The organism is Mesorhizobium koreense, assembly GCF_031656215.1.
GTDB classification, from domain to species: domain Bacteria; phylum Pseudomonadota; class Alphaproteobacteria; order Rhizobiales; family Rhizobiaceae; genus Mesorhizobium_L; species Mesorhizobium_L koreense.
This window is the reverse complement of sequence record NZ_CP134228.1, coordinates 3,165,904-3,187,621: the sequence shown is the minus strand read 5'-3', so window position 1 is coordinate 3,187,621 and position 21,718 is coordinate 3,165,904. Positions and strand designations below refer to the sequence as shown.

Genomic DNA, 21,718 nt, shown 5'->3' with positions numbered 1-21,718 from the left:
ATGGCTGTTCCTTTCCCGTGGGCGTCAGGCTTCCGATACTGAGGAGGGGGCTGTCTTCTCGCCCATGACATTTTCCCCCATGACAGGCGCGCGCCGCACCTCGGTCAGGTAATTCAGGGTGAGCGACACCCACACGATGCCGTAAAGCAGCATGAAGCAGCTTGAGTTGAAGCCGAGTCGGTCGAGGATGGCGCCGAACATGATCGGCAGGAGAAAGCCGCCGAGGCCGCCCACCATGCCGACGATGCCCGCCACCGCGCCCATGTTCTCCGAGAAATCGTCGCCGATATATTTGAAGGTCGAGGCCATGCCGCAGGCGAACGCGATGCCGAGCACGAAAAGCAGCATGGTGAACAGCCATGTCGGCAGCGCGATGCCGAAGCTGATCGGTTCGCGGATCGTATGGATGGTCAGGTCGGTCTTCGGATAGGAGAGCAGGAACAGGCAGATCCAGGCGATCCACAGCACCCACCAGGTAACGTTATGCGCCCCGAAACGGTCGGAAAGCCAACCGCCGAACGCACGGAAGGCGCCTGCCGGCAGCGCGAAGCAGACGGCGAGCAGCGAGGCCTGCGCGATCGAAAGCCCATATTCCGACTTGAAATACTGCGGCATCCAGATCGACAGCGCCGTGAAGCCGCCGAAAACGATCGAATAATACTGGCAATATTTCCACACGCGCGGATCGCGCAGCACCTGAAGCTGCGAGAGCATCGACGGCGAGTTTGCGGCCCGCGCTGGATCGGGCGCGGAAAAGACCCAGAAGATCGCCGCCGTCACGATCAGCGCGACGGCATAGACCTTCGGCACCATCTGCCAGCCATAGGCGTCGATCAGCCATGGCGCTATGAACATATTGAGCGCCGCGCCCACCGTGCCTGCGCCGAAGAAGCCCATGGCGAAGCCGCGCTTTTCCTTCGGGAAGAAGCGCGCCACATAGGGCGTGCCGACCGAGAAGGAGGCGCCGACCAGCCCGAGTGCGAGGCCGAGCAGGATGAAATGCCACAACGCCGTGGCGTAGGAGGAAATCCAGACGGGAATCGCGCAGCCGATGAGCAGCGCCAGCATCAGCCGGCGGCCGCCGAGCCGGTCCGTCCAGATACCGAGGGGGAGGCGGAAGAGTGCGCCGGTGAGCACCGGGGTGGCGGTAAGCAGACCGAACTCGGTCGAACTGAGGCCAAGCTGCTCGCTGATCGGGATGCCGGTCACACCGAACATCATCCACACGGCGAAGCAGATGGTGAACGCCCAAGTGGTCGCGAGCAGAACCGCAATGTTCCCGGATCCCGACATCGAAGCCTCCGGCGTCAGTCTTCACGGAACGATACGACTCGGGATCATTCCATGTCTTTGCGCTGGCGCAAAGAGCAAATGGACGCGGTGCGAGTAACGGCCGTGCGCCGCAGCCTTTGGGCGAGCCGGCAGCTCGGTCGTTTGGCGCACCACGCGACACCAACGCCGGTGATATTGGCTGAGCGTGAGAGGGCGACGGCAGATTCTGTTTTTGCACGCCGTTCACGGATTGTGACGATTCAGCAACACCTTTGCGTTAAGCTTTGCGCTAGGACGGCAAGGGGGCGGCTCGGCCCATTTCCCGCCATAAACCCAGCGCACCTCCGAAAGCTCAGGTGCGACGGATTGAGGCACCGGGGGGAATGGTCGCGAAAGCCGCGGCGGGAAGTGTGATGGACGCGAAGGCGATTTCCAAGGCGAATTTGCCCAGCCGGCACGTGACGGTTGGCCCGGAACGTGCGCCGCATCGCTCGTTCCTGCACGCCATGGGATTGTCGGCCCACGAAATCAACCAACCCCTTGTCGGCGTAGCAAGCTGCTGGAACGAGGCGGCGCCGTGCAACATCTCGCTGATGCGCCAGGCGCAGGTGGTGAAGAAGGGCGTCGCGGCCGCCAACGGCACGCCGCGCGAGTTCTGCACCATCACGGTGACCGACGGCATCGCCATGGGCCACCAGGGCATGAAGGCGTCGCTCGTCTCGCGCGACCTCATCGCCGACTCCATTGAACTCACCATGCGCGGCCATTGCTACGATGCGCTTGTGGGGCTCGCCGGCTGCGATAAATCCCTGCCGGGCATGATGATGGCGATGGTTCGGCTGAACGTGCCTTCGGTGTTCATCTATGGCGGCTCGATCCTGCCGGGCAGCCATCGCGGCCGCCAGATCACCATCCAGGACGTGTTCGAGGCGGTCGGCCAGCATTCGGTCGGCGCTATGTCCGACGAGGAACTGGTGGAGGTCGAGGAGGCGGCCTGTCCCTCCGCCGGCTCCTGCGGCGCGCAGTTCACTGCCAACACGATGGCGACGGTGGCGGAGGCGATCGGGCTGGCGCTGCCCTATTCCTGCGGCGCGCCGGCACCCTATGAGATGCGCGACCGCTTCAATTTCGCCTCGGGCGAAAAAGTGATGGAGCTTCTGGCGCTTAACATCCGCCCGCGCGACATCGTCACGCGCGAGGCGCTGGAGAACGCGGCCGCCGTGGTTTCCGCCACCGGCGGCTCGACCAATGGAGCGCTACACCTGCCGGCGATCGCGCACGAGGCCGGCATCAGGTTCGACCTCTTCGACGTCGCGCGCATCTTCGAGAAGACGCCGTACATCGCCGACCTCAAGCCGGGGGGCAAATATGTCGCCAAGGATATGTTCGAGGCCGGCGGCATCCCGCTCCTGATGAAGACGCTTTACGAGCACGGCTATCTGCACGGCGACTGCATGACGGTCACCGGCCGCACGATCGCGGAAAATCTGGAAAAAATTGCCTGGAATTTCGATCAGGACGTGGTCCGTCCCGCCGACAAGCCGATCACGAAGACCGGCGGTGTCGTCGGCCTCAGGGGCAATCTCGCCTCCGAAGGCGCGATCGTGAAAGTTGCGGGCATGTCGAAGCTGAGATTCACCGGGCCGGCGCGCTGCTTCGACAATGAGGAAGACTGTTTCGATGCGGTGACGCATCGCAAGTACAAGGAAGGCGAGGTCCTCGTCATCCGCTATGAGGGGCCGAAGGGCGGCCCCGGCATGCGCGAGATGCTGGCCACGACCGCGGCGCTTTACGGACAGGGCATGGGCAACAAGGTGGCGCTCATCACCGATGGACGCTTCTCCGGCGCCACGCGCGGCTTCTGCGTCGGCCATGTCGGGCCGGAGGCGGCGGTCGGCGGCCCGATCGCGCTTCTGCGCGACGGCGACATCATCACCATCGATGCCACGACCGGCGAGTTGTCGGTGGATTTGAGCGACGCGGAGCTTGCCGCGCGCCATAGGGAATGGAAGCCGCGCATCACGGACTACCAGTCCGGCGCGATTTGGAAATATGCCCAGACGGTCGGCCCGGCGCGCGACGGCGCCGTCACCCATCCGGGCGGGGCAAGAGAAACGCACTGCTATGCCGACATCTAGCCCGAAGCGGGCCGCCCTTTTCGTAACGATCATGGCCGCCGCGATTGCGGTGAGCGGGTTTGCGCACGCCTTCGACGCCAAGAGCATCGAGAAAGAGAAGAAGAGCCCCTGGGCCGTCTTCCGCCTCGGTTTCTCCGCCTACAAGAAGGGCGACAAGGAGGAGGCCGTCGAGGCCTACCGCTACGCCGCCGACAAGGGGCAGGTGGGGGCGAGCTGGAAGCTGGCGAAGATGTACGCCGACGGCGATGGCGTGGAGCGTGACGATTACCAGGCCTATAAATTCTTCCGGCAGATCGTCGAGGACGATGTCCGGCCCGGCAGCCCGGACGAAAGCTATGTATCCGACGCGCTGGTCGCGCTCGGCAATTATTCCCGGACCGGCATCCCCGACTCGCCCGTATCGCCCGACCTTTCCGCCGCGCAGGACTTCTACATGCGTGCCGCTGCCACCTACCGCAATCCGGTGGCGCAGTTCGAACTCGGCAAGATGTTCCTCAACGGCGACGGCGTGAAGGCCTCGATCAAGCAGGCCGGGCGCTGGCTGCAGCTTGCCGCCGAAAAGGGCCATGCCGGCGCACAGGCCACGCTCGGCAATCTGCTCTTCCAGAGCGGCAAGATCGTGCGAGGACTTGCGATGATGACCGAGGCGCTGAGCCACGCCCCGGCGTCCGACCTGCCATGGATCCGCCAGATGCAGGAGGAAGCCTTCGCGCTTGCCGGAGAAGGCGACCGGCGCACGGCGATCGCGCTTGCCGACAGCATGCGCGAGGGCGATAGCGACGGCAAATAGCCGCCGTCGCGGATACGTAGCGGACAACACACAATAGATTTCAGGATCGCCTGATCGACGCTCGCACCCGCAACTGCGGTGCCGGTGTCGTCATGGGGCCAGCGGCAACGTCCTCACCTGTCTCGGCCAGCGGGCATCCGTCCTGCAATTTGATCCATGAGGAATTGTTGAGAACCATGCCGCATTGCGCGAGTTGCGGTCCGGATGGCAGGCGAAGGCAGGCGATTTCGCCGTGATGGAAGACCCGGCCGTTGGCCATGCATTTGCAGTCGGCCATGGCTACCGATGCCCAGAGGAGCGCCGGGAAGAACAGCCAGAGGGCCATCGCCGCCTTCATGGACGGCAAGTATAGCATCTTTGGCGGTGGTGGAGAAATCCGTCGCTACGCCGCCTGCTCCAGGCTCAGCTCGATCGCCACCGGGACGTGGTCCGAAGGCTTTTCCCATGTACGGACATGCTTCTCGACCGAGGCGGAGACCAGATGGTTCGCGGCCTCCGGAGACAGCATCAGATGGTCGATGCGGATGCCGTTGTTCTTCTGCCAGGCGCCGCCCTGATAGTCCCAGAAAGTGTAGGTGTCCGCCGCATCCGTCACCGAACGGACGGCGTCCGAAAAGCCGAGATTAGCAAGGCGGCGGAAGTTCTGCCGCGTCTCGGGCTGGAACAGCGCGTCGCCGAGCCAGTTCTCGGGATGCCTTGCGTCCGCCGCTTCGGGGATGACGTTGTAGTCGCCGGCAAGCACCAGCGGCTCCTCCAGCGCGAGCCGCTCGCCGGCCCAGCGGTTCATCCGCTCCATCCAACCGAGCTTGTAGGGGAATTTCTCGGTGTCGACCGGGTTGCCGTTCGGCAGGTAGAGCGAAACGACCCTGAGCGCCCCGGAGGAAGTCGAGAAAACGCCTTCGATGAAACGCGCCTGTTCATCGCTGTCGTCGCCCGGAAGGCCGCGATTGACCTCGTCGAAGCGCAACTTGGATAAAAGCGCGACGCCATTGAAACCCTTCTGCCCGTGCGTCTCGACATGGTAGCCGAGCGCTTCGATCTCGGCGCGTGGAAACTGGTCGTCCACCGACTTTATTTCCTGCAGGCAGGCGATGTCCGGCGTGCTCTCCTGCAGCCAGTGCAGGAGGTTACCGATACGCGCCTTGACGCCGTTTATGTTCCAGGTGGCGATTTTCATGAAAACCAAACGAATTATTCAAGTCATTCTTGATGGTACCGGAAGCGATACCGGGTAATCCTGCACCATTGCTCCGGGAGAGGAAACCCGATTCGGGTGGAGGGAGTGAAAAAGGGAGGGACTTCATGTCATCGCCAACGCACTCCTTGGACGAGGTGTTGCCTGCTCCACGTCTTTTCGTACTCGGCCTGCAGCATGTTCTCGTCATGTATGCCGGCGCAATCGCCGTGCCGCTCATCATCGGCCGGGCATTGAAACTCGCGCCGGAGGATGTCGCGTTCCTCATCTCGGCCGACCTTTTCGTATGCGGCATCGCGTCGATCCTGCAATCGCTGGGCGCGACGCAGTGGTTCGGCATCAAGCTGCCGGTGATGATGGGCGTCACGTTCGCGGCTGTCGGACCGATGGTCGCGATGGCGGTTGCGCATTCAGGCACCGACGGCGCGCGCATGATCTTCGGCGCCATCATCGGCGCGGGCATCATCACCATGCTGATCGCGCCTTTCGTCAGCCGGATGCTGCGCTTCTTCCCGCCTGTGGTGACCGGCACCATCATTCTCGTCATCGGGGTGTCTCTGATGAAGATCGGCATCAGTTGGATCTTTGGACTGCCGGTCGGGCCGACCGCACCGAAGATCGTGTCGCCGGAGCATGCGGCATGGCTGAAGGCGGTAACGGACGCCGCCGGCGCGGCCGGTTCGGCCGTGCCTGCGCCGCCGGCGGGCGTGGCGCTCGCGCCGTCGCTGCCCAATCCCGCCTATGCGCCGCTGCAGAACATCGTGCTTTCGCTGGTCGTGCTGGCGATCGTCATAGGTGTCGCGCGTTTCACAAAGGGGTTCCTGTCCAACATCGCCGTCCTCATCGGCATCATCGCGGGCGGGGTCATTGCCGCCGGACTCGGCCTGATGCATTTCGAGAAGGTGGCGAGTGCAGCCTGGTTCGCGCCGATCCGGCCGTTCCATTTCGGCATGCCGATCTTCGACCCGGTTCTCATCGCCACCATGGTGCTGGTGATGATCGTCGTCATGATCGAATCGACCGGCATGTTCCTGGCGCTTGGCGAGATGACGGGCAAGAAAGTGACGCAACCCATGCTTTCCTCGGGCTTGAGGATGGACGGTCTTGGCACGCTGCTCGGCGGCATCTTCAACACCTTCCCCTATACGAGCTTCTCGCAGAATGTCGGGCTGGTCGGCGTGACCGGTATCAGGAGCCGCTTCGTCTGCGTCGCCGGCGGCGTGATCCTGATCGTGCTCGGCCTTATCCCGAAGATGGGCGCGCTTGTGGAAGCCCTGCCGACGGTCGTGCTCGGCGGCGCCGGCATCGTTATGTTCGGCATGGTGGCGGCGACGGGCATCCGCATACTGGGCGCCGTCGATTTCAAGGGCAACCGCAACAACCTTTTCGTCGTGGCAATCGCGCTTGGCTTCGGCATGATCCCGGAACTTGCACCGAGCTTCAACATCTGGCTGCCGAAGGTGATCGCGCCGCTGATCGGTTCGGGCATCCTGCTGGCCTCGGTCGCTTCGGTGATCCTGAACCTCGTGTTCAACGGCGCGACCGGCAAGGCCGACGATCTGCGCACCGCCGCGATGTCGGCAGAGGCCTAGAGCATTTTGCAGCCAGACGGAATCGGCTGGCGTTGCACAAATGCGGCTAGGGGAACCAAGCCGGAGCAGCGGGACCGTGTTCGTCAGAACGCCCGCTGCTCCAGGCCGAACGTCATCCCGGCTTCCGGCTACCGTAAAACGGCAGTCGGAAGGCTGGAATGATGCTGTAGCTCAGATGCTTACAGCCGGTTGCTCGTCATATTCATCATGGAGGCGCAACCAGTTCATCGTATTCGGGTGCGTTTCGTTGCGGCCGAGCGGTGCCATGTCGAGCCAGTTATAGGCGCCGATCAGGATGTCGCCGCCACGCGCACGCGCCATGAACGTGCAGTAGATGGTCCCGTCCTCGTCCTTGTAGAAGGCGGTTATGCCTGGCCAATCCCTTGAGATGAAGTCGGGCCCGGTTTCGAAATCCTGGAAATTGTAGACGACAGATCCCGAAGCGACCTGTTCTTCCGAGAACGACACCTGGAAGTCGAAATTGAAGTCGCTCGGGCCAGATGACACCCAGTCGAATTTCCAGCCCATCCGCTCCTTGTAGGGAAGGAATTCGGCGAGCGGCGCACGCGAGGCCACGACCAGCGAGATATCGTGGTTTCTCAGATGCTGTTCGGCGCCGTCGATGTGGTCGCACAGGAACGAGCAGCCCTTGCAACGATAGTCGGCACCGGGGCCGAACATGAAGTGATAAACGAGTAACTGGCTGCGGCCCTTGAACAGGTCGGAGAGCGTCTTGCGGCCCTCGGCCGTGTCGAAGAGATATTCTTTCTCGACTTTCACCCACGGCAGCCGGCGGCGCTCTTCCGACAGTTTGTCGCGTTCGCGCGTGAACGCCTTCTCGCGCGCCAGATGTGCCTTATGCGCCTGAAACCAGTCGTCCTGGGATACGATGTTGTGTGGCTGCATGGCTTTTTTCTCCGAGTTTTGCTTTACCCGATCATAGGACGCGCCGAATCTGTCATGACCGACAGGGCTCGCAAAATTTCTTGCCGCGACAGCCATTCCCTGGGCGGCCGCATCTGTCATTTGCCGCCACTTTATCGACACGCTAATTGGAATAGACTGGCATTGGGGCGGCTGTTGAACGGCCGCGGGGCATTTTCGGTACCGGAGAAGGAAAACTGGCTCGGCTTTTCGTCCTGATCGGCGGCCTCATCGTGCTGGCGCTGACTGCCGCATTGATCGGGCCGTATTTCATTGACTGGACCTCGTATCGGGCCGATTTCGAGCGCGAGGCAAGCCGCATCCTGGGCCGCCAGGTAAAGGTCGAAGGCGCGGCTACGGCGCGCCTGCTGCCTTTTCCCTCGGTGACGTTTTCGGACGTGCGCGTCGCCGGCGCCGATCCTTCCCAGCCGGCGATGACGGTCGATGAATTCTCCATGGACGCGGAGCTTGCGCCCTTCCTTCGCGGCGAGGTCCTGATCTTCGACATGCGGCTCGACCATCCGCATGTGACCGTAACGGTCGGGGAGGATGGAACCGTCGATCTTGCGTCCCGCGCGCCGGCCCTTTTCGACCCGCGCCAGGTGACGCTGGAGAAGGTGGCGGTGAAGGACGGCGAGATCACCATCCATCATCGCGCCGGCGGCCGCACCTACGTGCTTTCCCACATCGATGCCGACATCTCCGCCGCGTCGCTCGCAGGCCCCTGGAGGTTCGATGGCACGCTTCAGGCGGACGGTGAACCGGTCACGCTTTCGCTATCGACCGGCAGGGTGGACAGCGATGGCCATTTGCGGGTGCGTATACGCGCCGATCCTCGCGATTATCCGATCGCTCTGCAGACTGATGGCGATATCGGTCTGGACAAGGGTGTGGCGCTCTACAAGGGTGATTTCCACCTGGATATAAGGAATGCCGGTACCGAACAGCCGGCAGGCAATTCAGACGACGCCAACAAGGACGGAGCCTTCAAACCGAAGCCACCGGCACCCTACCGGCTGACAGGCGATTTCCATTTCGACCACAAGCGGCTTTCGGTGGAGAAATTCCGTTTCGAGACCGGTCCGGTCGACGACCCCTATACTGCGGAGGGCGATGCCTTCCTCGATATTGGGCGCGAACCCGGCTTCGGCATCACCGCCAACGGCTCGCAAGTCCGTTTCGACGATGCGCTCGGCAATGGCGATGCCGCACCCTCCGGACTTACGTTCCGCGACCGGATCGCGGCTTTCGAGCGCGTGGTGAAGGCGCTGCCAAAGCCGGGCATACCGGGCAAGATCGACCTCAATCTTCCGGCGATCGTGACCGGCGATACCACGGTTCGCGAGGTCAAGCTGTCCGCCGAACCGGCCGAGGGCGGCTGGAAGGTGGGGGCGCTCGATGCCACCTTACCGGGGCGCACGACGCTCGAGGCAAACGGCTTCCTTCGCACCGGCGGCGATTTCGGCTTCTCCGGCTCGCTGCTCCTGGCGGTAGCGCAGCCATCCGGCTTCGCGGCATGGGTCGCGCACGACGTGGACGAGGCGATCCGTCGGCTTCCCGCCGCGGGCTTTCAAGCGAAGGTGGATATTTCGCCGGAGAAGCAGGTCTTCCGCAATCTCGAACTCATCCTCGGCGACGCGCGCTTCAAGGGCAGCCTGGAGAACGACGAACCGGCCGACGCCAACCCGTCCATGGTGGTGAAGCTCGACGGCGGCAAGCTCGACGTCGAGGGGCTCGCCGCCTTCGCGTCCTTGTTCATCAGCGATGAGGGCAGGACGCGGCTTGCGGACCACGATATCGACCTGTCGCTCAAGGCAGGGCCAGTCATGGCCGCCGGGCTCACCGCCGATTCGGTCGACGCCGGTATCAGGCTGTCTGGCGGTCGACTCGAGATCGACAGGCTGAGCATTCAGGGCCTCGCCGGCGCCACGATCAGCGCCACCGGCGAAGTCAGGGATCTCGCGACCGCGCCGACGGGCAATATCGACGCCTCCATCGTCTCGGTCGATCTGGCGCCCCTGGTGTCACTGCTGGCCGAGCGTTATCCGGCAAATCCGCTGGTCGCCGGCCTCAACCGGCGGGCCGAGGGCTATGGCGGGCTTTTGACGGACGCGGAGATCGACGTCGTCGGCAGTGCTGCCGCCGACAAGGGTGGCCAGACCGGCGTCGCGCTCAGCGCCCACGGCCATGCCGGCGGCAGTCGTTTCACTCTTTCCGCTTCCGGTAAGGGAAGCAGGAAGGCGCCGGACAAGGCAAACATCTCGCTCAACGCGTCGCTCTCCAACGATGAAGCCGCACCCGTCTATGCGCTCTTCGGCCTGCCTGCACTGCCGATCGACGCGGCGGGCCGCGCCGAGGTCTCGATTGCGGCCAAGGGATCGCTCGCCGACGGCGTTGCGACGTCGCTCAGTGTCGCTGGCGAGGGCTTGCAGGCCTCCTTCGACGGCAAGGTCGGAGAGGCGGATGACGGCATTGCGGCCACCGGCAAGGCGAAGCTTGTCGCGAAAGACATCCAGCCCTGGCTCATCACCGCCGGTGTTGGCCTTCCGGGAATGGGGTTTGGTCTGCCGGTGACGCTGGCCTCGAAGGTGACGCTCTCCGGTAGCACGCTCGGGCTCGATGGGCTTGATGGCTCCATTGGCGGCGGCGCCGTTGCCGGCAACCTCAAGGCCGGCCTGAAGGACGGCCGTCCCGATTTCACCGGCTCGCTCTCGGCCGATACGATCGATCTTTCGCTCGCCGCCGACATGCTGTTCGGCGGCGAGGCATTGCGGAGCGAGGTCGGCGGCTGGCCGACGGCGCCGTTCAACACCAGACCGCAGCCTGCCTTCACCGGCGATCTCGACCTTACGGCAAAGACCGTGCAGGCCGGTGCTCTCGCCACCGTGCATGACGCAAAATTCAAGGCCAACCTCGAAGCCAACGGACTGAGCGTATCGGGACTGTCGGCGAAGCTCGATGGCGGCGATCTGTCGGGCCTGTTCGAATTGCGCAACAATGGCGGGACGGCGCTCTTTTCCGGGCAAGTGAAGCTCGATCGTGCCGATCTGGCGCGATTGCTTGCGGGTACGGGCCTCAGTGGTAACGCCGATCTCTCGGCTTCGGTGACCGCGAACGGCAAGTCTCTCGATGCCATGGTGGCCTCGCTCGCGGGCTCTGGCACCTCATCGTTCCGTGCCCTCGCCATCCCCGGCATCGACACCGAGGCGCTGCCGGCGATCCTGGCTGGCGCCGACCGCATCGGCAAGGATATCAATGCCGGCAAGACCGCCGCCTTCGCGCCCGCATTGGTCAGCGGCGGCCGTTTCCCGGCGGGCGAGGGAACGCTTGCCTTCACCATAGCCGAAGGCGTGCTGCGCGCCCCGCCGCTCAGGCTGGAAGGCAAGGGCGCGACCGTCACGGTTACGCCGTCCTTCGATTTCAACAAGGCATCGGCTGCCGCCGGTGGATCGATTGCCTACAGCCCCGGTGACGAGGCGCTGGTCGGCTCGGAACCAGATGTGAATTTCAGCGGCTCGGGTCCGCTTGCCGCCATGAAGTTCAGGCTCGACACGGCGCCTTTGGGCCAATTCCTCACGCAGCGCGCGCTTGAGCGTGAAGAAGCACGCGTCGAGGCCATGCAGGCAGCTCTTCTCGAAAAACAGAGGCTGCGGCGCGAAACGGCTTACTATGAAGACCGCGACGCAACGCGGAAGCAGCTTGTTGAGGCAGCGCAGGAACGGGCAGCGATGCAGGCGGCTGCCAGAGCCGCGGCCAAGGCCGAAGAAGTCCGCCAGGCGGAGGAGGCACGTCAGAAGGCCGAAGCGGAGGCGAAGCAGAAAGCGATCGAGGAAGCCAAGGCGGCCGCAGCCGTAAAGGCAGCGGAAGAAGCACGCCAGAAGGCAGAAGAGGAGGCTGCCGCAAAGGCCGAGGAAGAGGCCAAACGCGCTGCGGCGGAAAAAGCGGCAGCCGAGGCCGCTCGGAAGGCCGCCGAAGAGGCGCGCCAGAAAGCCGAAGCGGAGGCGAAGCAGAAGGCGATCGACCAGGCAAAAGCGGCCGAGGAAGCGGAAAAGGCACGCAAGCAGAAAGAAGATGAAGACTCGCTGGAAGACAGGATACGGAAGCTTCTCGACAGCGACAAGACAGGCGAGGGCACCCAGCCCACCGACAAGAAACCCGATCCGTCAAGCGTCCCCGCCGGACAGGATAAGAAGACCGGTACCGGCGGCAACGGGAATGACAAGCCCGCCACAACGGACACCGCCGGCAAGTCGGGCGAGCCGGCCAGCCAGCCGTCCAAACCGGCAACGGCCAACGGCTTCAAGGATTTGCCCGGTGTCACTAACATCTTCCGTCAGGGCAATATGTCCTTCAGGAGTCTCGGGACGTCCAATTGAAACTCAGCCTTTCCTTACGGCATCGAGCACGAAGAGCCTAAGCGCCGAGGAGAGGTTGGTGTCACGCGGCCGGCCCTCGTCGATTGCCGCGATAAGGGCGGCAAGCGACGTCGAACGTTCGGTCGTGATCCTTTCCAGCTCACCCTGGAACGCATCCTCCAGAGAATAGCTGGTGCGATGGCCGCGGATGGTGACCGAGCGCTTGCGGACGGGGCTCACTGATCGACGCCGGGCTTGCCGCGGAAATGGCCTTCAACGAAAGCCCGATCCTTCTCCTCGGCCGCACGGTCGCGCTGCTTCTCGAATTTCGAACGGCCATGGATCGCGCGCTGTTCCGAAGCGCGTGCTTCCTGATCGGCGCGGACCTTGCGCTTGCGGGCCATTCGCAGATTGACGATCTCCGCCACGATCCGGCCGCCTATTTCTTCCGGAAGGCATCCAACGAAACGACGTCCGCGCCCTTGTTGCCCTCGGCGGCGGGCTTGTCGTTCTTCCCGGCCTTGGACTTTTCTTTTTTCTCGGCAGGCTTGGCGGCGTCCGAATCTTGCTTCTTTGGCGTGCGCGGGCTCTTCAGCGTCTCGACTTCGGCGGTTGGAGCCGCCGGTTCGGCGGCATCGGCATCCTGCCTCGGGTCGAATTCGAGTTCGAAATTGGCCGAGGGGTCGTAGAAGCCGCGTACGGCGGAGAACGGTATCTCCAGTTTCTCGGGGATATCGGAAAAGGAAAGCCCTATCTCGAAGCCCGTCTCGCTGACCTTCAGATCCCAGTACTGGTATTGGATGACGATGGTCATCTGCTCCGGGTAGCGCTCCTGCAGGCGGCTTGAGATGCGCACGCCCGGCGCGTTGGTCATGAAGGTGATGAAGAAATGATGGTTGCCCGGTAGCCCGGTGCGCGCGACCTCCGTCAATACCTTGCGCATCACGGCGCGCAGGGCTTCCTGAACGAGAATGTCGTAGCGAATGTGATCTTCGGCCATGGATCGCCCGGGCTTCCGCGTGACTCTGACGGAGCCTACCTCTAATCAAGCTTCGCGGCGGCGTAAACCTTGTATCGGCCACCGCGCGCAAGCATATAAGCGCCTCGCCCGATTCCATCCAAGCAGCTTCGGCCAACATTGCAAGCGGCGGAAGGAAACTTGGTATTTTTTGTAGCATGTGTCGGGCAGGCGTTCGGCCGATCGTCTATCAGGACAGGCCGCGCTGCCCGCGCGAATTTAACCGGAAGCGGTGACATGACAGCGAGATTCCTGCGCATCGCGATCGTGCTCGGCCTTATCTCGGCCGTAGGGCCATTCGCGATCGACATGTACCTGCCGGCCTTGCCCTCGATCGGCAGCGACCTTTCCGCGTCGAGCGGCGCGGTGCAGATGACGCTGCTCGCCTTTTTCCTGGCCGTCAGCGCCGGGCAGGTCCTTGTCGGCCCGCTCTCCGACATGATCGGCCGCAAGGCGCCGCTCTATGGCGGGCTCGGCCTCTTCGCGGCAGGCGGCGTTGGGGCTGCGCTGTCGCCGACCATCGAATGGCTGATCTTCTTCCGCTTCGTCCAGGGTCTTGGCGCCTGTGCCGGCATGGTCGTGCCGCGTGCCATAGTGCGCGATCTGCATACCGGATCGGAGGCGACGCGGTTGATGTCGCTCCTGATGTTGGTGTTCAGCGTCTCGCCGCTGCTGGCGCCGCTGACCGGCAGCATCATCATCGGCCATCTCGGCTGGCGGGCCATCTTCTGGACCGTGACCGGCGCGGCGGTCATCGGCATCGTCCTGCTTGCTCTTTTTCAGGCGGAAACCCGACCGCCGGAGGAACGTATCGGCAGCGGCATCCGTACCGCGATCACCAGCTACTGGTATCTGTTGCGCGACGGCCGCTTCCTAGCGCTAACCTTCATCGGCGGTTTCGGCATATCGAGTTTCTTCGTCTATCTGTCGAGCTCGTCCTTCGTCTTCATCGACCATTTCGGCCTGAGCCCGTTCCAGTACAGCCTGGCCTTTTCCTTCAATGCCATCTCCTTCTTCGCCATGGCACAGCTTACGGGGATGCTGACGGAGCGCTACGGGCTGGAGCGCGTGGTGCGTGTGGCTGTCGCGGGCTATCTGGCTTTCATGGCGCTGCTCTTCGTGGTCACGCTTGTAGGCATCGACAGCGTCGAGGTGCTGATGGGGTTGCTCTTCATCGGCTACGGCTTCCTTGGTCTCGTGCTGCCGACGACTTCGGTTCTGGCGCTCGACGATCACGGGCCGATCGCCGGCGCGGCCTCGGCGCTGATGGGAACGCTGCAATTCGTCGTCGGCGTCCTAGCCATGGCGTTGGTCGGCTATTTCTCCAACGGTACGGCGTTGCCGATGGTGGCCGGTATCGCCGGCTGTGCGCTCGTCGCATTCCTGCTTGCGCAGTTCGCGGTGGGCCGGCGAGGAGGCGCCGCGAGGGAAGGAGCGCCGGCGGAATAACGGCGCTCTAAAGACTGATGCGGGCGAGAATGAAATCCGCGCGCGCATCGATCGGTCCTTGCGGTACTTCCACCAGATCGTAGCCAAGGCGCGAATAGACCGCGATCATCGCGCGGAACGTGCGCTCCGCTTCCTCGAAGGACTGCTTGCGTTCAGCATCCTGCCTGAAGATGTCCGGCCATGGCGGCAGGATAAAAACACCGCGCGCGTAGCGATACGTGTCGACGGCATCCATTGCAGCGTCCGACACCGGCAGGTTGCAAAGCTCCAGGTAACCGACCACGTCGGGCACGCCCCGATCGAAGAAGACAGGGCCGCTCGCTTCCAACGCTTCGGCGTAGTTGCACAGGTCGAAGGTGAGCATCCGCTCAGCAAAAAGCTGCCGATCAGTCCAGGGCAGGGCCTTGCCGCCGACCGCAAGCTGCTCGCGGATCACCGTACGACCGGCTTCGGGAGTCGTGGCATACCCTCTCGCCTTCAGTGCGTCGATGAGAGTGGTCTTGCCAGATCCCGGGCCGCCGGTAAGGACATGAAAGCGATCGATCGGATCTCGCACGGTGCCTCCGATGCGAAAAGGAAACGCGGCCGCGCCGAATTACGGGGCCAGCGAGACGGGATTGAAATAAGGGGAAGGGAAGTGGAGGCTTCTGTTGCCAGGTGCCTCCGAACCCCGCCTAGCAGTGCGAACCGCTAGGGCTTAATTTGAAGCGTTCGCACTGCTTACGCAGCGAGACGAGCTTCCGCATAGTTGTCATTAGCAACTATAGGTTTAGCCCGATAACGGTGGTACAATGCCGGGCGAAAGTCCGATCTTTACACCTTCGTCGATCCTGTTTCGCCCCCATCAAAAGCCGCCATGGAAGGCTGCGGCGGTTTTTGGTGGAGGCGCCGGGTACCGCCCCCGGGTCCGAACGGCTTATTGCATCGGCAGTTTATCGCCATAGCCGGACAAGCCGGCAGGCCGAATATAGGTGCGACGGCCGCGCATGGGAAGAGGGCTAGCGCATGCCGTACCCTTCCACATTGACTCGAACGGCCAGTTTTCCGACATTTCCCGCGCGGGGACGTTCGCGGCTTGCCTTCGACGGAGAGAGGCCGCCGCTTCAGACGAGGAGGCCATGAAATGGCGGACTACATCTCGGACGTAAGGAAATACGACGCCACGGCGAGCGAGGAGATCGTCGGCAAGATCGTCAAGCATCTGGGCATAGCGTTGAGGAACCGTGATTCCTCGCTCGTTTCCTGCTCGGACCCGAAGGAACTCGAGCGCGTGAAGACGAGCTGGTGCGGCAAGAAGCTCGGTGTCACCGACGATGCGAAGGTGGACGGCGTGTTGGAAAAGGTCTGCGAAACCATGGCATCCGACAACACCAAGAGCCGTGTGACCTTCTATTATCTCGCGGCCAAGCATCTGGGAAAGCTCTCGGCGCTTTAAGCCGCTGGAAGCCAGCGACCAAAACATCCAAATAAGGCGTTCAAGACCGCGCGCCGGCTTTGCCTGCCGGCGCGTGAGGCGACTATAGTCGTCCTCTCCGAATCGCGCGGGAGCGCCTATGCGCCAATATCTCGATCTGCTTGCCCATGTGCTGGAACACGGTGCCGACCGGCCAGACCGCACCGGCACCGGCACGCGCTCGATCTTCGGTCACCAGATGCGCTTCGATCTTGCCAAGGGCTTTCCGCTCCTCACCACGAAAAAGCTGCATGTGAAGTCGATCGTCCATGAACTTCTGTGGTTCCTCGCGGGCGATACCAATATCCGCTACCTGAAGGAGAACGGCGTTTCCATCTGGGACGAATGGGCCGACGAGAAAGGCGATCTCGGCCCTGTCTACGGTTACCAATGGCGTTCATGGCCTGCGCCGGACGGCCGTCACATCGATCAGATTGCCAATCTTCTGAACGATTTGCACCGAAACCCTCATTCGCGCCGGCTGATCGTGTCGGCCTGGAACCCGGCGTTGGTGGACGAGATGGCGTTGCCGCCCTGTCACTGCCTATTCCAGTTCTATGTCGCGGATGGGCGGCTGTCCTGCCAGCTCTATCAGCGTTCCGGCGATATCTTCCTCGGTGTGCCTTTCAACATCGCGTCCTATGCGCTGCTTACCGTGATGGTGGCCCAGGTTTCCGGCTACGAACCGGGCGAGTTCATCCTTACGCTGGGCGATGCGCATCTCTATGCCAACCATTTCGAGCAGGCGCGTGAACAACTCCAGCGCACGCCGAAGAAGCTGCCGACGCTTTGGATCAATCCTGAAGTGACGGACCTCTTCGCCTTCCGCTACGAGGATTTCCGCATCGAGGACTACGAGGCCGATCCGCATATCCGCGCCAAGGTCGCGGTGTGAGGGGTCGGTCGATGGCAGACACGCCGCTCAAGGTCGGCATTCATGTGGCGATCGCGGAGAACGGCGTGATCGGGCGCGCCGGCGGGCTGCCGTGGCGGCTTTCGACCGATCTCAAGCGTTTCAAGGCCGACACGATGGGCAGCCCGATCATTATGGGCCGCAAGACGTTCGAGAGCGTCGGCAGGCCGCTGCCGGGCCGGCTGAACATCGTCGTCACGCGGCATAAGGATTGGCATGCGGAGGGTGTGGAGACCGCTCCTTCGCTGGAGGAAGCGATGCGCCTTGCGCGGAAGCGCGCGGCAGGGATGCCTGAGGTACGCGAGATCTGCGTCATCGGCGGTGGAGAAATTTTCGGCGATGCCTTGCCGCTGGCGGATACGCTGCACGTGACGCATGTCCTTGCGGCTATTGACGGCGACACTTTCTTCCCGGCCATAGACCCGGCGACTTGGACCGAAATCTCCTCGGTGGATGTTCCCTCCGGTGAGCGCGACAACTATCCGACGCGCCATGCGGTCTATGAGCGTCGAAGCGCCGCATGAGTTTATAGGCCTGACAGCCTCGAATCCTTACCATATCGAAGATTGCGTGCCTTCCGCGCGTTGAAAGGGCATGGCGGCATCCCTATAAGAACACGAACGCATATGCCGCGCCGTCCGGTGGAGGCAATCGGGACCGAGAGGGAATTCATGCCCTGGAGCAATCAGAGTGGCGGCGGCGGGCCATGGGGAGGCGGCGGCAATGGTGGCGGTCCGTGGGGCCAGGGGCCGCGTGGAACCGGCGGCGGCGGTCCGCAAGGCACCCCGCCCGACCTCGAGGCCATCCTGCGTCGTGGCCAGGACCGGCTGAAGAGCGCTTTTCCCGGCGGTGGCGGCGGCTTCGCCATCGGGGTCCTGATCGTTGCCGTTCTGGTCGTCTTCTGGGCCTTCAAGTCGGTCTACACCGTCCAGCCCGACGAACTCGGACAGGAACTCTTCCTCGGTCAGCCGAAGGAGGCGGTCGAGGAACCCGGCCTGCATTTCATGTGGTGGCCGCTGGAGCAGGTCCAGATCGTCCAGACACAGCAGATTCGGGAGGCGATCGGCAGCTTCTCCAACAATTCCAGCGACGAGAGCCAGATGCTTTCGGGCGACCAGAATATCATCGACGTCGATTTCACCGTCATCTGGCGCGTGAACGATCCAAAGAAGTTTCTCTTCAATATCGACGACCCGGAGCAGATGGTGCGCAGCGTCGCGGAAAGCGCGATGCGTGAATTCGTCGGCCGGACACCCGACGATGAGGTGCGCACCGGCGGCCGGCAGAAGCTGGAAGAATCGGTCCAGAAGGTCACCCAGACCACGCTTGACGCCTACAACGCCGGCATCTCCATCGTCGGCATCCAGCTCGAAAAGGCCGACCCGCCACCCGAGGTCGCCGACGCGTTCGAGGAAGTTCAGCGCGCCCAGCAGGATCAGGACCGTTTCCAGCGCGAGGCCGACGCATATTCGAACAAGAAGCTCGGTGATGCCCGCGGCGAAGCCTCGCGTCTCCGCGAGGAAGCGCAGGGCTACAAGCAGAGCGTGATCGCCGAGGCGCAGGGCGAGGCCGCACGGTTCGTCTCCGTCTACAATGAATACAAGAAGGCCGAGGACGTGACGCGTAAGCGGCTTTACCTCGAGACCATGGAAAAGGTTCTTGGCCACACCAACAAGATCATCATCGATGAGAAGAACGGGCAGGGGGTCGTGCCTTATCTGCCGCTTGACCAGTTGATGAAGCAGGCCTTGCCCAAGCTTCCGTCCCAAAGCCTGACGAACGGCCAGGGGGTGTCGAAATGAGCCGACTTCCGTTTATCGTCGGCGCTCTCGTCGTCATCCTCTTCCTCGTCTATTCCTCCATCTTCATCGTCACGCCGACGCAGCAGGCGATCGTGCTGAGATTCGGCGAGATTACCCGCGTCGAGGCGAAGCCCGGCATCTACTTCAAGGTGCCGACCCGCTTCATCGACACCGTGCAGTTCGTCGACAGCCGCATCCTCAGGCTCGACATCGACAATCTCCGCGTGCAGGTGAATGACGGTCGGCGCTATGTCGTCGATGCGTTCGTCGCCTTCCGGATCACCGACCCGTTCAAATTCCGCAAGACCGTCTCGGGCAATCTCGACCTGCTGGAGGCCAACCTGCGCACGCGGCTCGATGCGGCGCTCCGCAGCGTCTACGGCCAGCGCTCCTTCGAGGATGCGCTGTCGGAGGAACGCCTGCAGATGATGCTCGAAGTGCGCGACCAGTTGCGCCCGCAGGCCGACGTGCTCGGGGTGGAAATCGTGGACGTGCGCATATTGCGGACCGATCTGTTGGCCGAAGTCTCCACGCAGACCTTCGAGCGCATGAAGGCCGAGCGTCTCGCCGAGGCCGCGCAGATACGAGCCCGCGGCACGCAGGCTTCGATCCGTATCAAGGCCGAGGCGGACCGCGAAGCGACGGTGACGGTCGCCGAGGCGCAGCGCGACGCCGACATCCTGCGCGGCGAGGGCGATGCCGAACGCAACAAGGTATTCGCCGACGCCTATCAGCGGGATCCGGATTTCTTCCAGTTCTACCGTTCCATGAAGGCCTATGAGACCGGGCTGGGCGGAAATGGGACGACGATGGTCCTGTCGCCGGATTCGGAGTTCTTCAAATATTTCAACGACGCTTCCGGGCTGCTTGCCGCCTCCAACGCTGCAAGGAATAGTGCCGGGGCGTCGGGGACCGCCGGTTCATCGGAAAAATCGGGCCAGACGCGTAGCCCGGCGTCCAACCAGTAGGCGGGGGCAGGCGCGTGCATGATTTCCTCGACGCGATCGGGCTTGTGCTCGTGCTCGAAGGGGTTTTCTATGGGCTGTTGCCTAATTTCGCCAAAAAACTCGCCGAGCAGGTGAAGAGCGTGCCGGAACCGACGCTGCGCATCGCCGGCTTGGTTTCGGTGGCGGCCGGCGTCGGCATCGTCTGGCTCGTGCGCCGGTAACGCGGTATTTACGGCTCGATACGGCCTAGAGTCCCAAACGCGCCTCAATTCATGTCAGAATGGCTGAGGCGGGGTGCCGGCCGGCTGCGTAGCCTGCCTGGCGAAAGCTGGAGATGTTTGCGCATGGCATGGATCGATTTCACGCGCGCCTCGCGCATGACGGCGGTTGCCGCGGCCGCCGTGCTCACGTTCGGCATGTCCGGTGCGCCGGCCCAGGTTCAGCCGTCGAAACTTCCCGGCGGAGGGCCGACTTCGGTCGCCGACCTTGCTGCCGGCTTGCTCGACGCCGTGGTTAATATCTCGACCTCGCAAACCGTCAGCGGCGGCGAATCGCCCGACAGCGTTCCCATGCCGAAGCTGCCGGAAGGCTCGCCATTCGAGGATTTCTTCAACGACTTCTTCAAGAACCGCGACGGCGATAACGACAACAATCCCCGCAAGGTGCAGTCGCTCGGATCGGGTTTCGTCTTCGACGCCGCCAAGGGGCTGGTCGTCACGAACAACCATGTGATCGCAGATGCCGACGATATCGAGGTGAACTTTTCCGACGGCACCAAGCTGAAGGCGACGCTGGTCGGCACCGACAGCAAGACCGACATCGCGGTCCTCAAGGTCGATCCTGCCAAGCACAAGCTCAAGGCCGTCAAGTTCGGCGATTCGGAGAAGATGCGCATCGGCGACTGGGTGATGGCGATCGGCAACCCGTTCGGGCTCGGCGGCACGGTGACGCTCGGCATCATCTCCGCGCGCAATCGCGACATCAATTCCGGCCCCTATGACGATTACATCCAGACCGACGCGGCCATCAACCGCGGCAATTCCGGCGGACCGCTGTTCAACATGAACGGTGAAGTGATCGGCATCAACACGGCCATCATCTCACCGTCCGGCGGCTCGATCGGCATCGGCTTCTCCATCCCCTCCCAACTCGCCGCGGCAGTGGTGCAGCAGCTTGCCGAATATGGTGAAACGCGGCGCGGCTGGCTTGGCGTCCGCATCCAGCCGGTGACCGACGAGGTCGCCGAAAGTCTCGACCTGCCATCCGCCAGGGGAGCTTTGGTCTCGGGCGTCATCAAGGGCGGGCCCGTCGACCACGGCGAGATCCTGCCGGGCGACGTGATCGTCAAATTCGACGGACACGACATCAAGGCGATGCATGAATTGCCGCGCGTCGTGGCCGAGAGCCCCGTCGGCAAGGATGTCCAGATCGTCGTCATCCGCAAGGGCAAGGAGCAGGCGGTTCTGGTCAAGCTCGGGCGGCTGGAGGACGGCGACAAACTCGCCAGCGCGGAGGAAAGCCATTCCGACAGCGCCGCTCCCGACCAGACAGACAAGCAGGCGCCCTCCAATACGGTGCTCGGCATGTCGCTGGGCGAGCTTGACGACGCCACGCGCGGGAAGTTCAAGATCGCCGCCGATGTTGCCGGCGTGGTCGTCACGGATGTCGAGTCCGATTCGGTGGCTGCCGAGAAGGGTATCGCGGCCGGCGATGTGATCACCGAAATCACGCAGCAGACGGTTTCGAAGCCGAAGGACGTGTCCGAGCGGATCGCGGCGCTGAAGAGCCAGGGACGGAAGGCCGCGCTCCTGATGCTGGCTTCGAAGAGCGGCGAACTGCGCTTCGTGACGGTGCGGATCGACGGGTAGCG

General features: G+C 63.2%; 20 protein-coding genes and 1 other RNA gene. 12 read left to right on the top strand and 9 right to left on the bottom strand.

The window, feature by feature from the left end; genetic code table 11:
• Positions 1–24: 24 nt before the first annotated feature.
• On the bottom strand, positions 25–1,293 hold the full coding sequence (locus RBH77_RS15185) for an MFS transporter (RefSeq protein WP_311028428.1): 1,269 nt from the start codon (positions 1,291–1,293) through the stop codon (positions 25–27).
• Positions 1,294–1,685: 392 nt separating this feature from the next.
• On the opposite strand from RBH77_RS15185, the gene ilvD reads away from it, so the two are divergent.
• Entirely contained in the window at positions 1,686–3,410 is a 1,725-nt protein-coding gene (gene ilvD / locus RBH77_RS15180; protein WP_311028427.1) for a dihydroxy-acid dehydratase, read from the top strand.
• Positions 3,397–4,200, top strand: a complete 804-nt coding sequence (locus RBH77_RS15175) for a tetratricopeptide repeat protein (protein WP_311028426.1) — start codon at positions 3,397–3,399, stop codon at positions 4,198–4,200. The genes ilvD and RBH77_RS15175 overlap by 14 nt, the downstream gene beginning before the upstream one ends.
• Positions 4,201–4,240: 40 nt before the next feature.
• Here the strand turns inward: RBH77_RS15175 and RBH77_RS15170 are convergent, their stop codons facing one another.
• Together RBH77_RS15170 and xth are read right to left on the bottom strand one after the other, a co-directional pair.
• The gene (locus tag RBH77_RS15170) at positions 4,241–4,525 is read right to left on the bottom strand and encodes a hypothetical protein (protein WP_311028425.1); all 285 of its coding nucleotides are present in this window, start codon (positions 4,523–4,525) and stop codon (positions 4,241–4,243) included.
• A 57-nt stretch (positions 4,526–4,582) separates the two neighbouring features.
• Positions 4,583–5,377, bottom strand: coding sequence for an exodeoxyribonuclease III (xth, locus tag RBH77_RS15165; protein WP_311032564.1), 795 nt, complete (start codon positions 5,375–5,377; stop codon positions 4,583–4,585).
• 125 nt (positions 5,378–5,502) lie between these two features.
• On the opposite strand from xth, the gene RBH77_RS15160 reads away from it, so the two are divergent.
• Positions 5,503–6,987: a nucleobase:cation symporter-2 family protein gene (locus tag RBH77_RS15160; protein WP_311028424.1), complete on the top strand. Its 1,485-nt coding sequence runs from the start codon at positions 5,503–5,505 to the stop codon at positions 6,985–6,987.
• Positions 6,988–7,158: 171 nt separating this feature from the next.
• On the opposite strand, the gene RBH77_RS15155 is transcribed toward RBH77_RS15160, so the two are convergent.
• Positions 7,159–7,893, bottom strand: coding sequence for a DUF899 domain-containing protein (locus RBH77_RS15155; RefSeq protein ID WP_311028423.1), 735 nt, complete (start codon positions 7,891–7,893; stop codon positions 7,159–7,161).
• Positions 7,894–8,144: 251 nt separating this feature from the next.
• Here RBH77_RS15155 and RBH77_RS15150 point away from each other — a divergent pair, with 251 nt between their 5' ends.
• Positions 8,145–12,287: an AsmA family protein gene (locus RBH77_RS15150; RefSeq protein WP_311028422.1), complete on the top strand. Its 4,143-nt coding sequence runs from the start codon at positions 8,145–8,147 to the stop codon at positions 12,285–12,287.
• Positions 12,288–12,290: 3 nt separating this feature from the next.
• Here the strand turns inward: RBH77_RS15150 and RBH77_RS15145 are convergent, their stop codons facing one another.
• Genes RBH77_RS15145 through RBH77_RS15135 form a run of 3 tightly spaced genes read right to left on the bottom strand, consistent with a single transcriptional unit; the run spans position 12,291 to position 13,266 of the window.
• A complete protein-coding gene (locus RBH77_RS15145) occupies positions 12,291–12,506 on the bottom strand; it encodes a ribbon-helix-helix domain-containing protein (RefSeq protein WP_311028421.1) in 216 nt (71 codons plus the stop codon).
• On the bottom strand, positions 12,503–12,694 hold the full coding sequence (locus RBH77_RS15140) for a DUF4169 family protein (RefSeq protein WP_311028420.1): 192 nt from the start codon (positions 12,692–12,694) through the stop codon (positions 12,503–12,505). The genes RBH77_RS15145 and RBH77_RS15140 overlap by 4 nt, the downstream gene beginning before the upstream one ends.
• 11 nt (positions 12,695–12,705) lie before the next feature.
• A complete protein-coding gene (locus RBH77_RS15135; protein ID WP_311028419.1) occupies positions 12,706–13,266 on the bottom strand; it encodes an SspB family protein in 561 nt (186 codons plus the stop codon).
• A gap of 255 nt (positions 13,267–13,521) precedes the next feature.
• Between RBH77_RS15135 and RBH77_RS15130 the strand changes: the two genes are divergently transcribed.
• Positions 13,522–14,733: a multidrug effflux MFS transporter gene (locus RBH77_RS15130; protein WP_311028418.1), complete on the top strand. Its 1,212-nt coding sequence runs from the start codon at positions 13,522–13,524 to the stop codon at positions 14,731–14,733.
• Positions 14,734–14,740: 7 nt separating this feature from the next.
• On the opposite strand, the gene RBH77_RS15125 is transcribed toward RBH77_RS15130, so the two are convergent.
• Entirely contained in the window at positions 14,741–15,289 is a 549-nt protein-coding gene (locus tag RBH77_RS15125; RefSeq protein ID WP_311028417.1) for an AAA family ATPase, read from the bottom strand.
• Positions 15,290–15,369: 80 nt separating this feature from the next.
• Positions 15,370–15,730, bottom strand: a transfer-messenger RNA (tmRNA) gene (gene ssrA, locus RBH77_RS15120).
• Between the two features lie 126 nt (positions 15,731–15,856).
• On the opposite strand from ssrA, the gene RBH77_RS15115 reads away from it, so the two are divergent.
• From RBH77_RS15115 to RBH77_RS15085, 7 genes are all read left to right on the top strand, one after another.
• Complete coding sequence (locus RBH77_RS15115; RefSeq protein ID WP_311028416.1) at positions 15,857–16,168, top strand: DUF2853 family protein; 312 nt, start codon at positions 15,857–15,859, stop codon at positions 16,166–16,168.
• A gap of 118 nt (positions 16,169–16,286) precedes the next feature.
• Positions 16,287–17,081, top strand: a complete 795-nt coding sequence (locus RBH77_RS15110; protein WP_311028415.1) for a thymidylate synthase — start codon at positions 16,287–16,289, stop codon at positions 17,079–17,081.
• A gap of 11 nt (positions 17,082–17,092) precedes the next feature.
• On the top strand, positions 17,093–17,623 hold the full coding sequence (locus RBH77_RS15105; RefSeq protein ID WP_311028414.1) for a dihydrofolate reductase: 531 nt from the start codon (positions 17,093–17,095) through the stop codon (positions 17,621–17,623).
• 147 nt (positions 17,624–17,770) lie between these two features.
• Positions 17,771–18,901 carry an FtsH protease activity modulator HflK gene (gene hflK / locus RBH77_RS15100; protein ID WP_311028413.1) on the top strand — a complete coding sequence of 377 codons (1,131 nt, stop codon included), beginning with the start codon at positions 17,771–17,773 and terminating at the stop codon, positions 18,899–18,901.
• Complete coding sequence (hflC, locus tag RBH77_RS15095; RefSeq protein ID WP_311028412.1) at positions 18,898–19,869, top strand: protease modulator HflC; 972 nt, start codon at positions 18,898–18,900, stop codon at positions 19,867–19,869. The genes hflK and hflC overlap by 4 nt, the downstream gene beginning before the upstream one ends.
• 14 nt (positions 19,870–19,883) lie before the next feature.
• Positions 19,884–20,069, top strand: coding sequence for a DUF2065 domain-containing protein (locus RBH77_RS15090; RefSeq protein ID WP_311028411.1), 186 nt, complete (start codon positions 19,884–19,886; stop codon positions 20,067–20,069).
• A gap of 123 nt (positions 20,070–20,192) precedes the next feature.
• The gene (locus tag RBH77_RS15085) at positions 20,193–21,716 is read left to right on the top strand and encodes a DegQ family serine endoprotease (protein WP_311028410.1); all 1,524 of its coding nucleotides are present in this window, start codon (positions 20,193–20,195) and stop codon (positions 21,714–21,716) included.
• Positions 21,717–21,718: the final 2 nt, after the last annotated feature.

What these genes read in the sequence shown, in the direction of transcription:
- RBH77_RS15115 (WP_311028416.1), top strand. Translation starts at nt 15,857, where the DNA reads ATGGCGGACTACATCTCGGACGTAAGGAAATACGACGCCACGGCGAGC.
- hflC (WP_311028412.1), top strand. Translation starts at nt 18,898, where the DNA reads ATGAGCCGACTTCCGTTTATCGTCGGCGCTCTCGTCGTCATCCTCTTC.
- RBH77_RS15170 (WP_311028425.1), bottom strand. Translation starts at nt 4,525, where the DNA reads ATGGCCCTCTGGCTGTTCTTCCCGGCGCTCCTCTGGGCATCGGTAGCC.
- RBH77_RS15110 (WP_311028415.1), top strand. Translation starts at nt 16,287, where the DNA reads ATGCGCCAATATCTCGATCTGCTTGCCCATGTGCTGGAACACGGTGCC.
- RBH77_RS15160 (WP_311028424.1), top strand. Translation starts at nt 5,503, where the DNA reads ATGTCATCGCCAACGCACTCCTTGGACGAGGTGTTGCCTGCTCCACGT.
- RBH77_RS15155 (WP_311028423.1), bottom strand. Translation starts at nt 7,893, where the DNA reads ATGCAGCCACACAACATCGTATCCCAGGACGACTGGTTTCAGGCGCAT.
- RBH77_RS15185 (WP_311028428.1), bottom strand. Translation starts at nt 1,293, where the DNA reads ATGTCGGGATCCGGGAACATTGCGGTTCTGCTCGCGACCACTTGGGCG.
- RBH77_RS15105 (WP_311028414.1), top strand. Translation starts at nt 17,093, where the DNA reads ATGGCAGACACGCCGCTCAAGGTCGGCATTCATGTGGCGATCGCGGAG.
- xth (WP_311032564.1), bottom strand. Translation starts at nt 5,377, where the DNA reads ATGAAAATCGCCACCTGGAACATAAACGGCGTCAAGGCGCGTATCGGT.
- RBH77_RS15135 (WP_311028419.1), bottom strand. Translation starts at nt 13,266, where the DNA reads ATGGCCGAAGATCACATTCGCTACGACATTCTCGTTCAGGAAGCCCTG.
- ilvD (WP_311028427.1), top strand. Translation starts at nt 1,686, where the DNA reads ATGGACGCGAAGGCGATTTCCAAGGCGAATTTGCCCAGCCGGCACGTG.
- RBH77_RS15175 (WP_311028426.1), top strand. Translation starts at nt 3,397, where the DNA reads ATGCCGACATCTAGCCCGAAGCGGGCCGCCCTTTTCGTAACGATCATG.
- RBH77_RS15130 (WP_311028418.1), top strand. Translation starts at nt 13,522, where the DNA reads ATGACAGCGAGATTCCTGCGCATCGCGATCGTGCTCGGCCTTATCTCG.
- RBH77_RS15085 (WP_311028410.1), top strand. Translation starts at nt 20,193, where the DNA reads ATGGCATGGATCGATTTCACGCGCGCCTCGCGCATGACGGCGGTTGCC.
- hflK (WP_311028413.1), top strand. Translation starts at nt 17,771, where the DNA reads ATGCCCTGGAGCAATCAGAGTGGCGGCGGCGGGCCATGGGGAGGCGGC.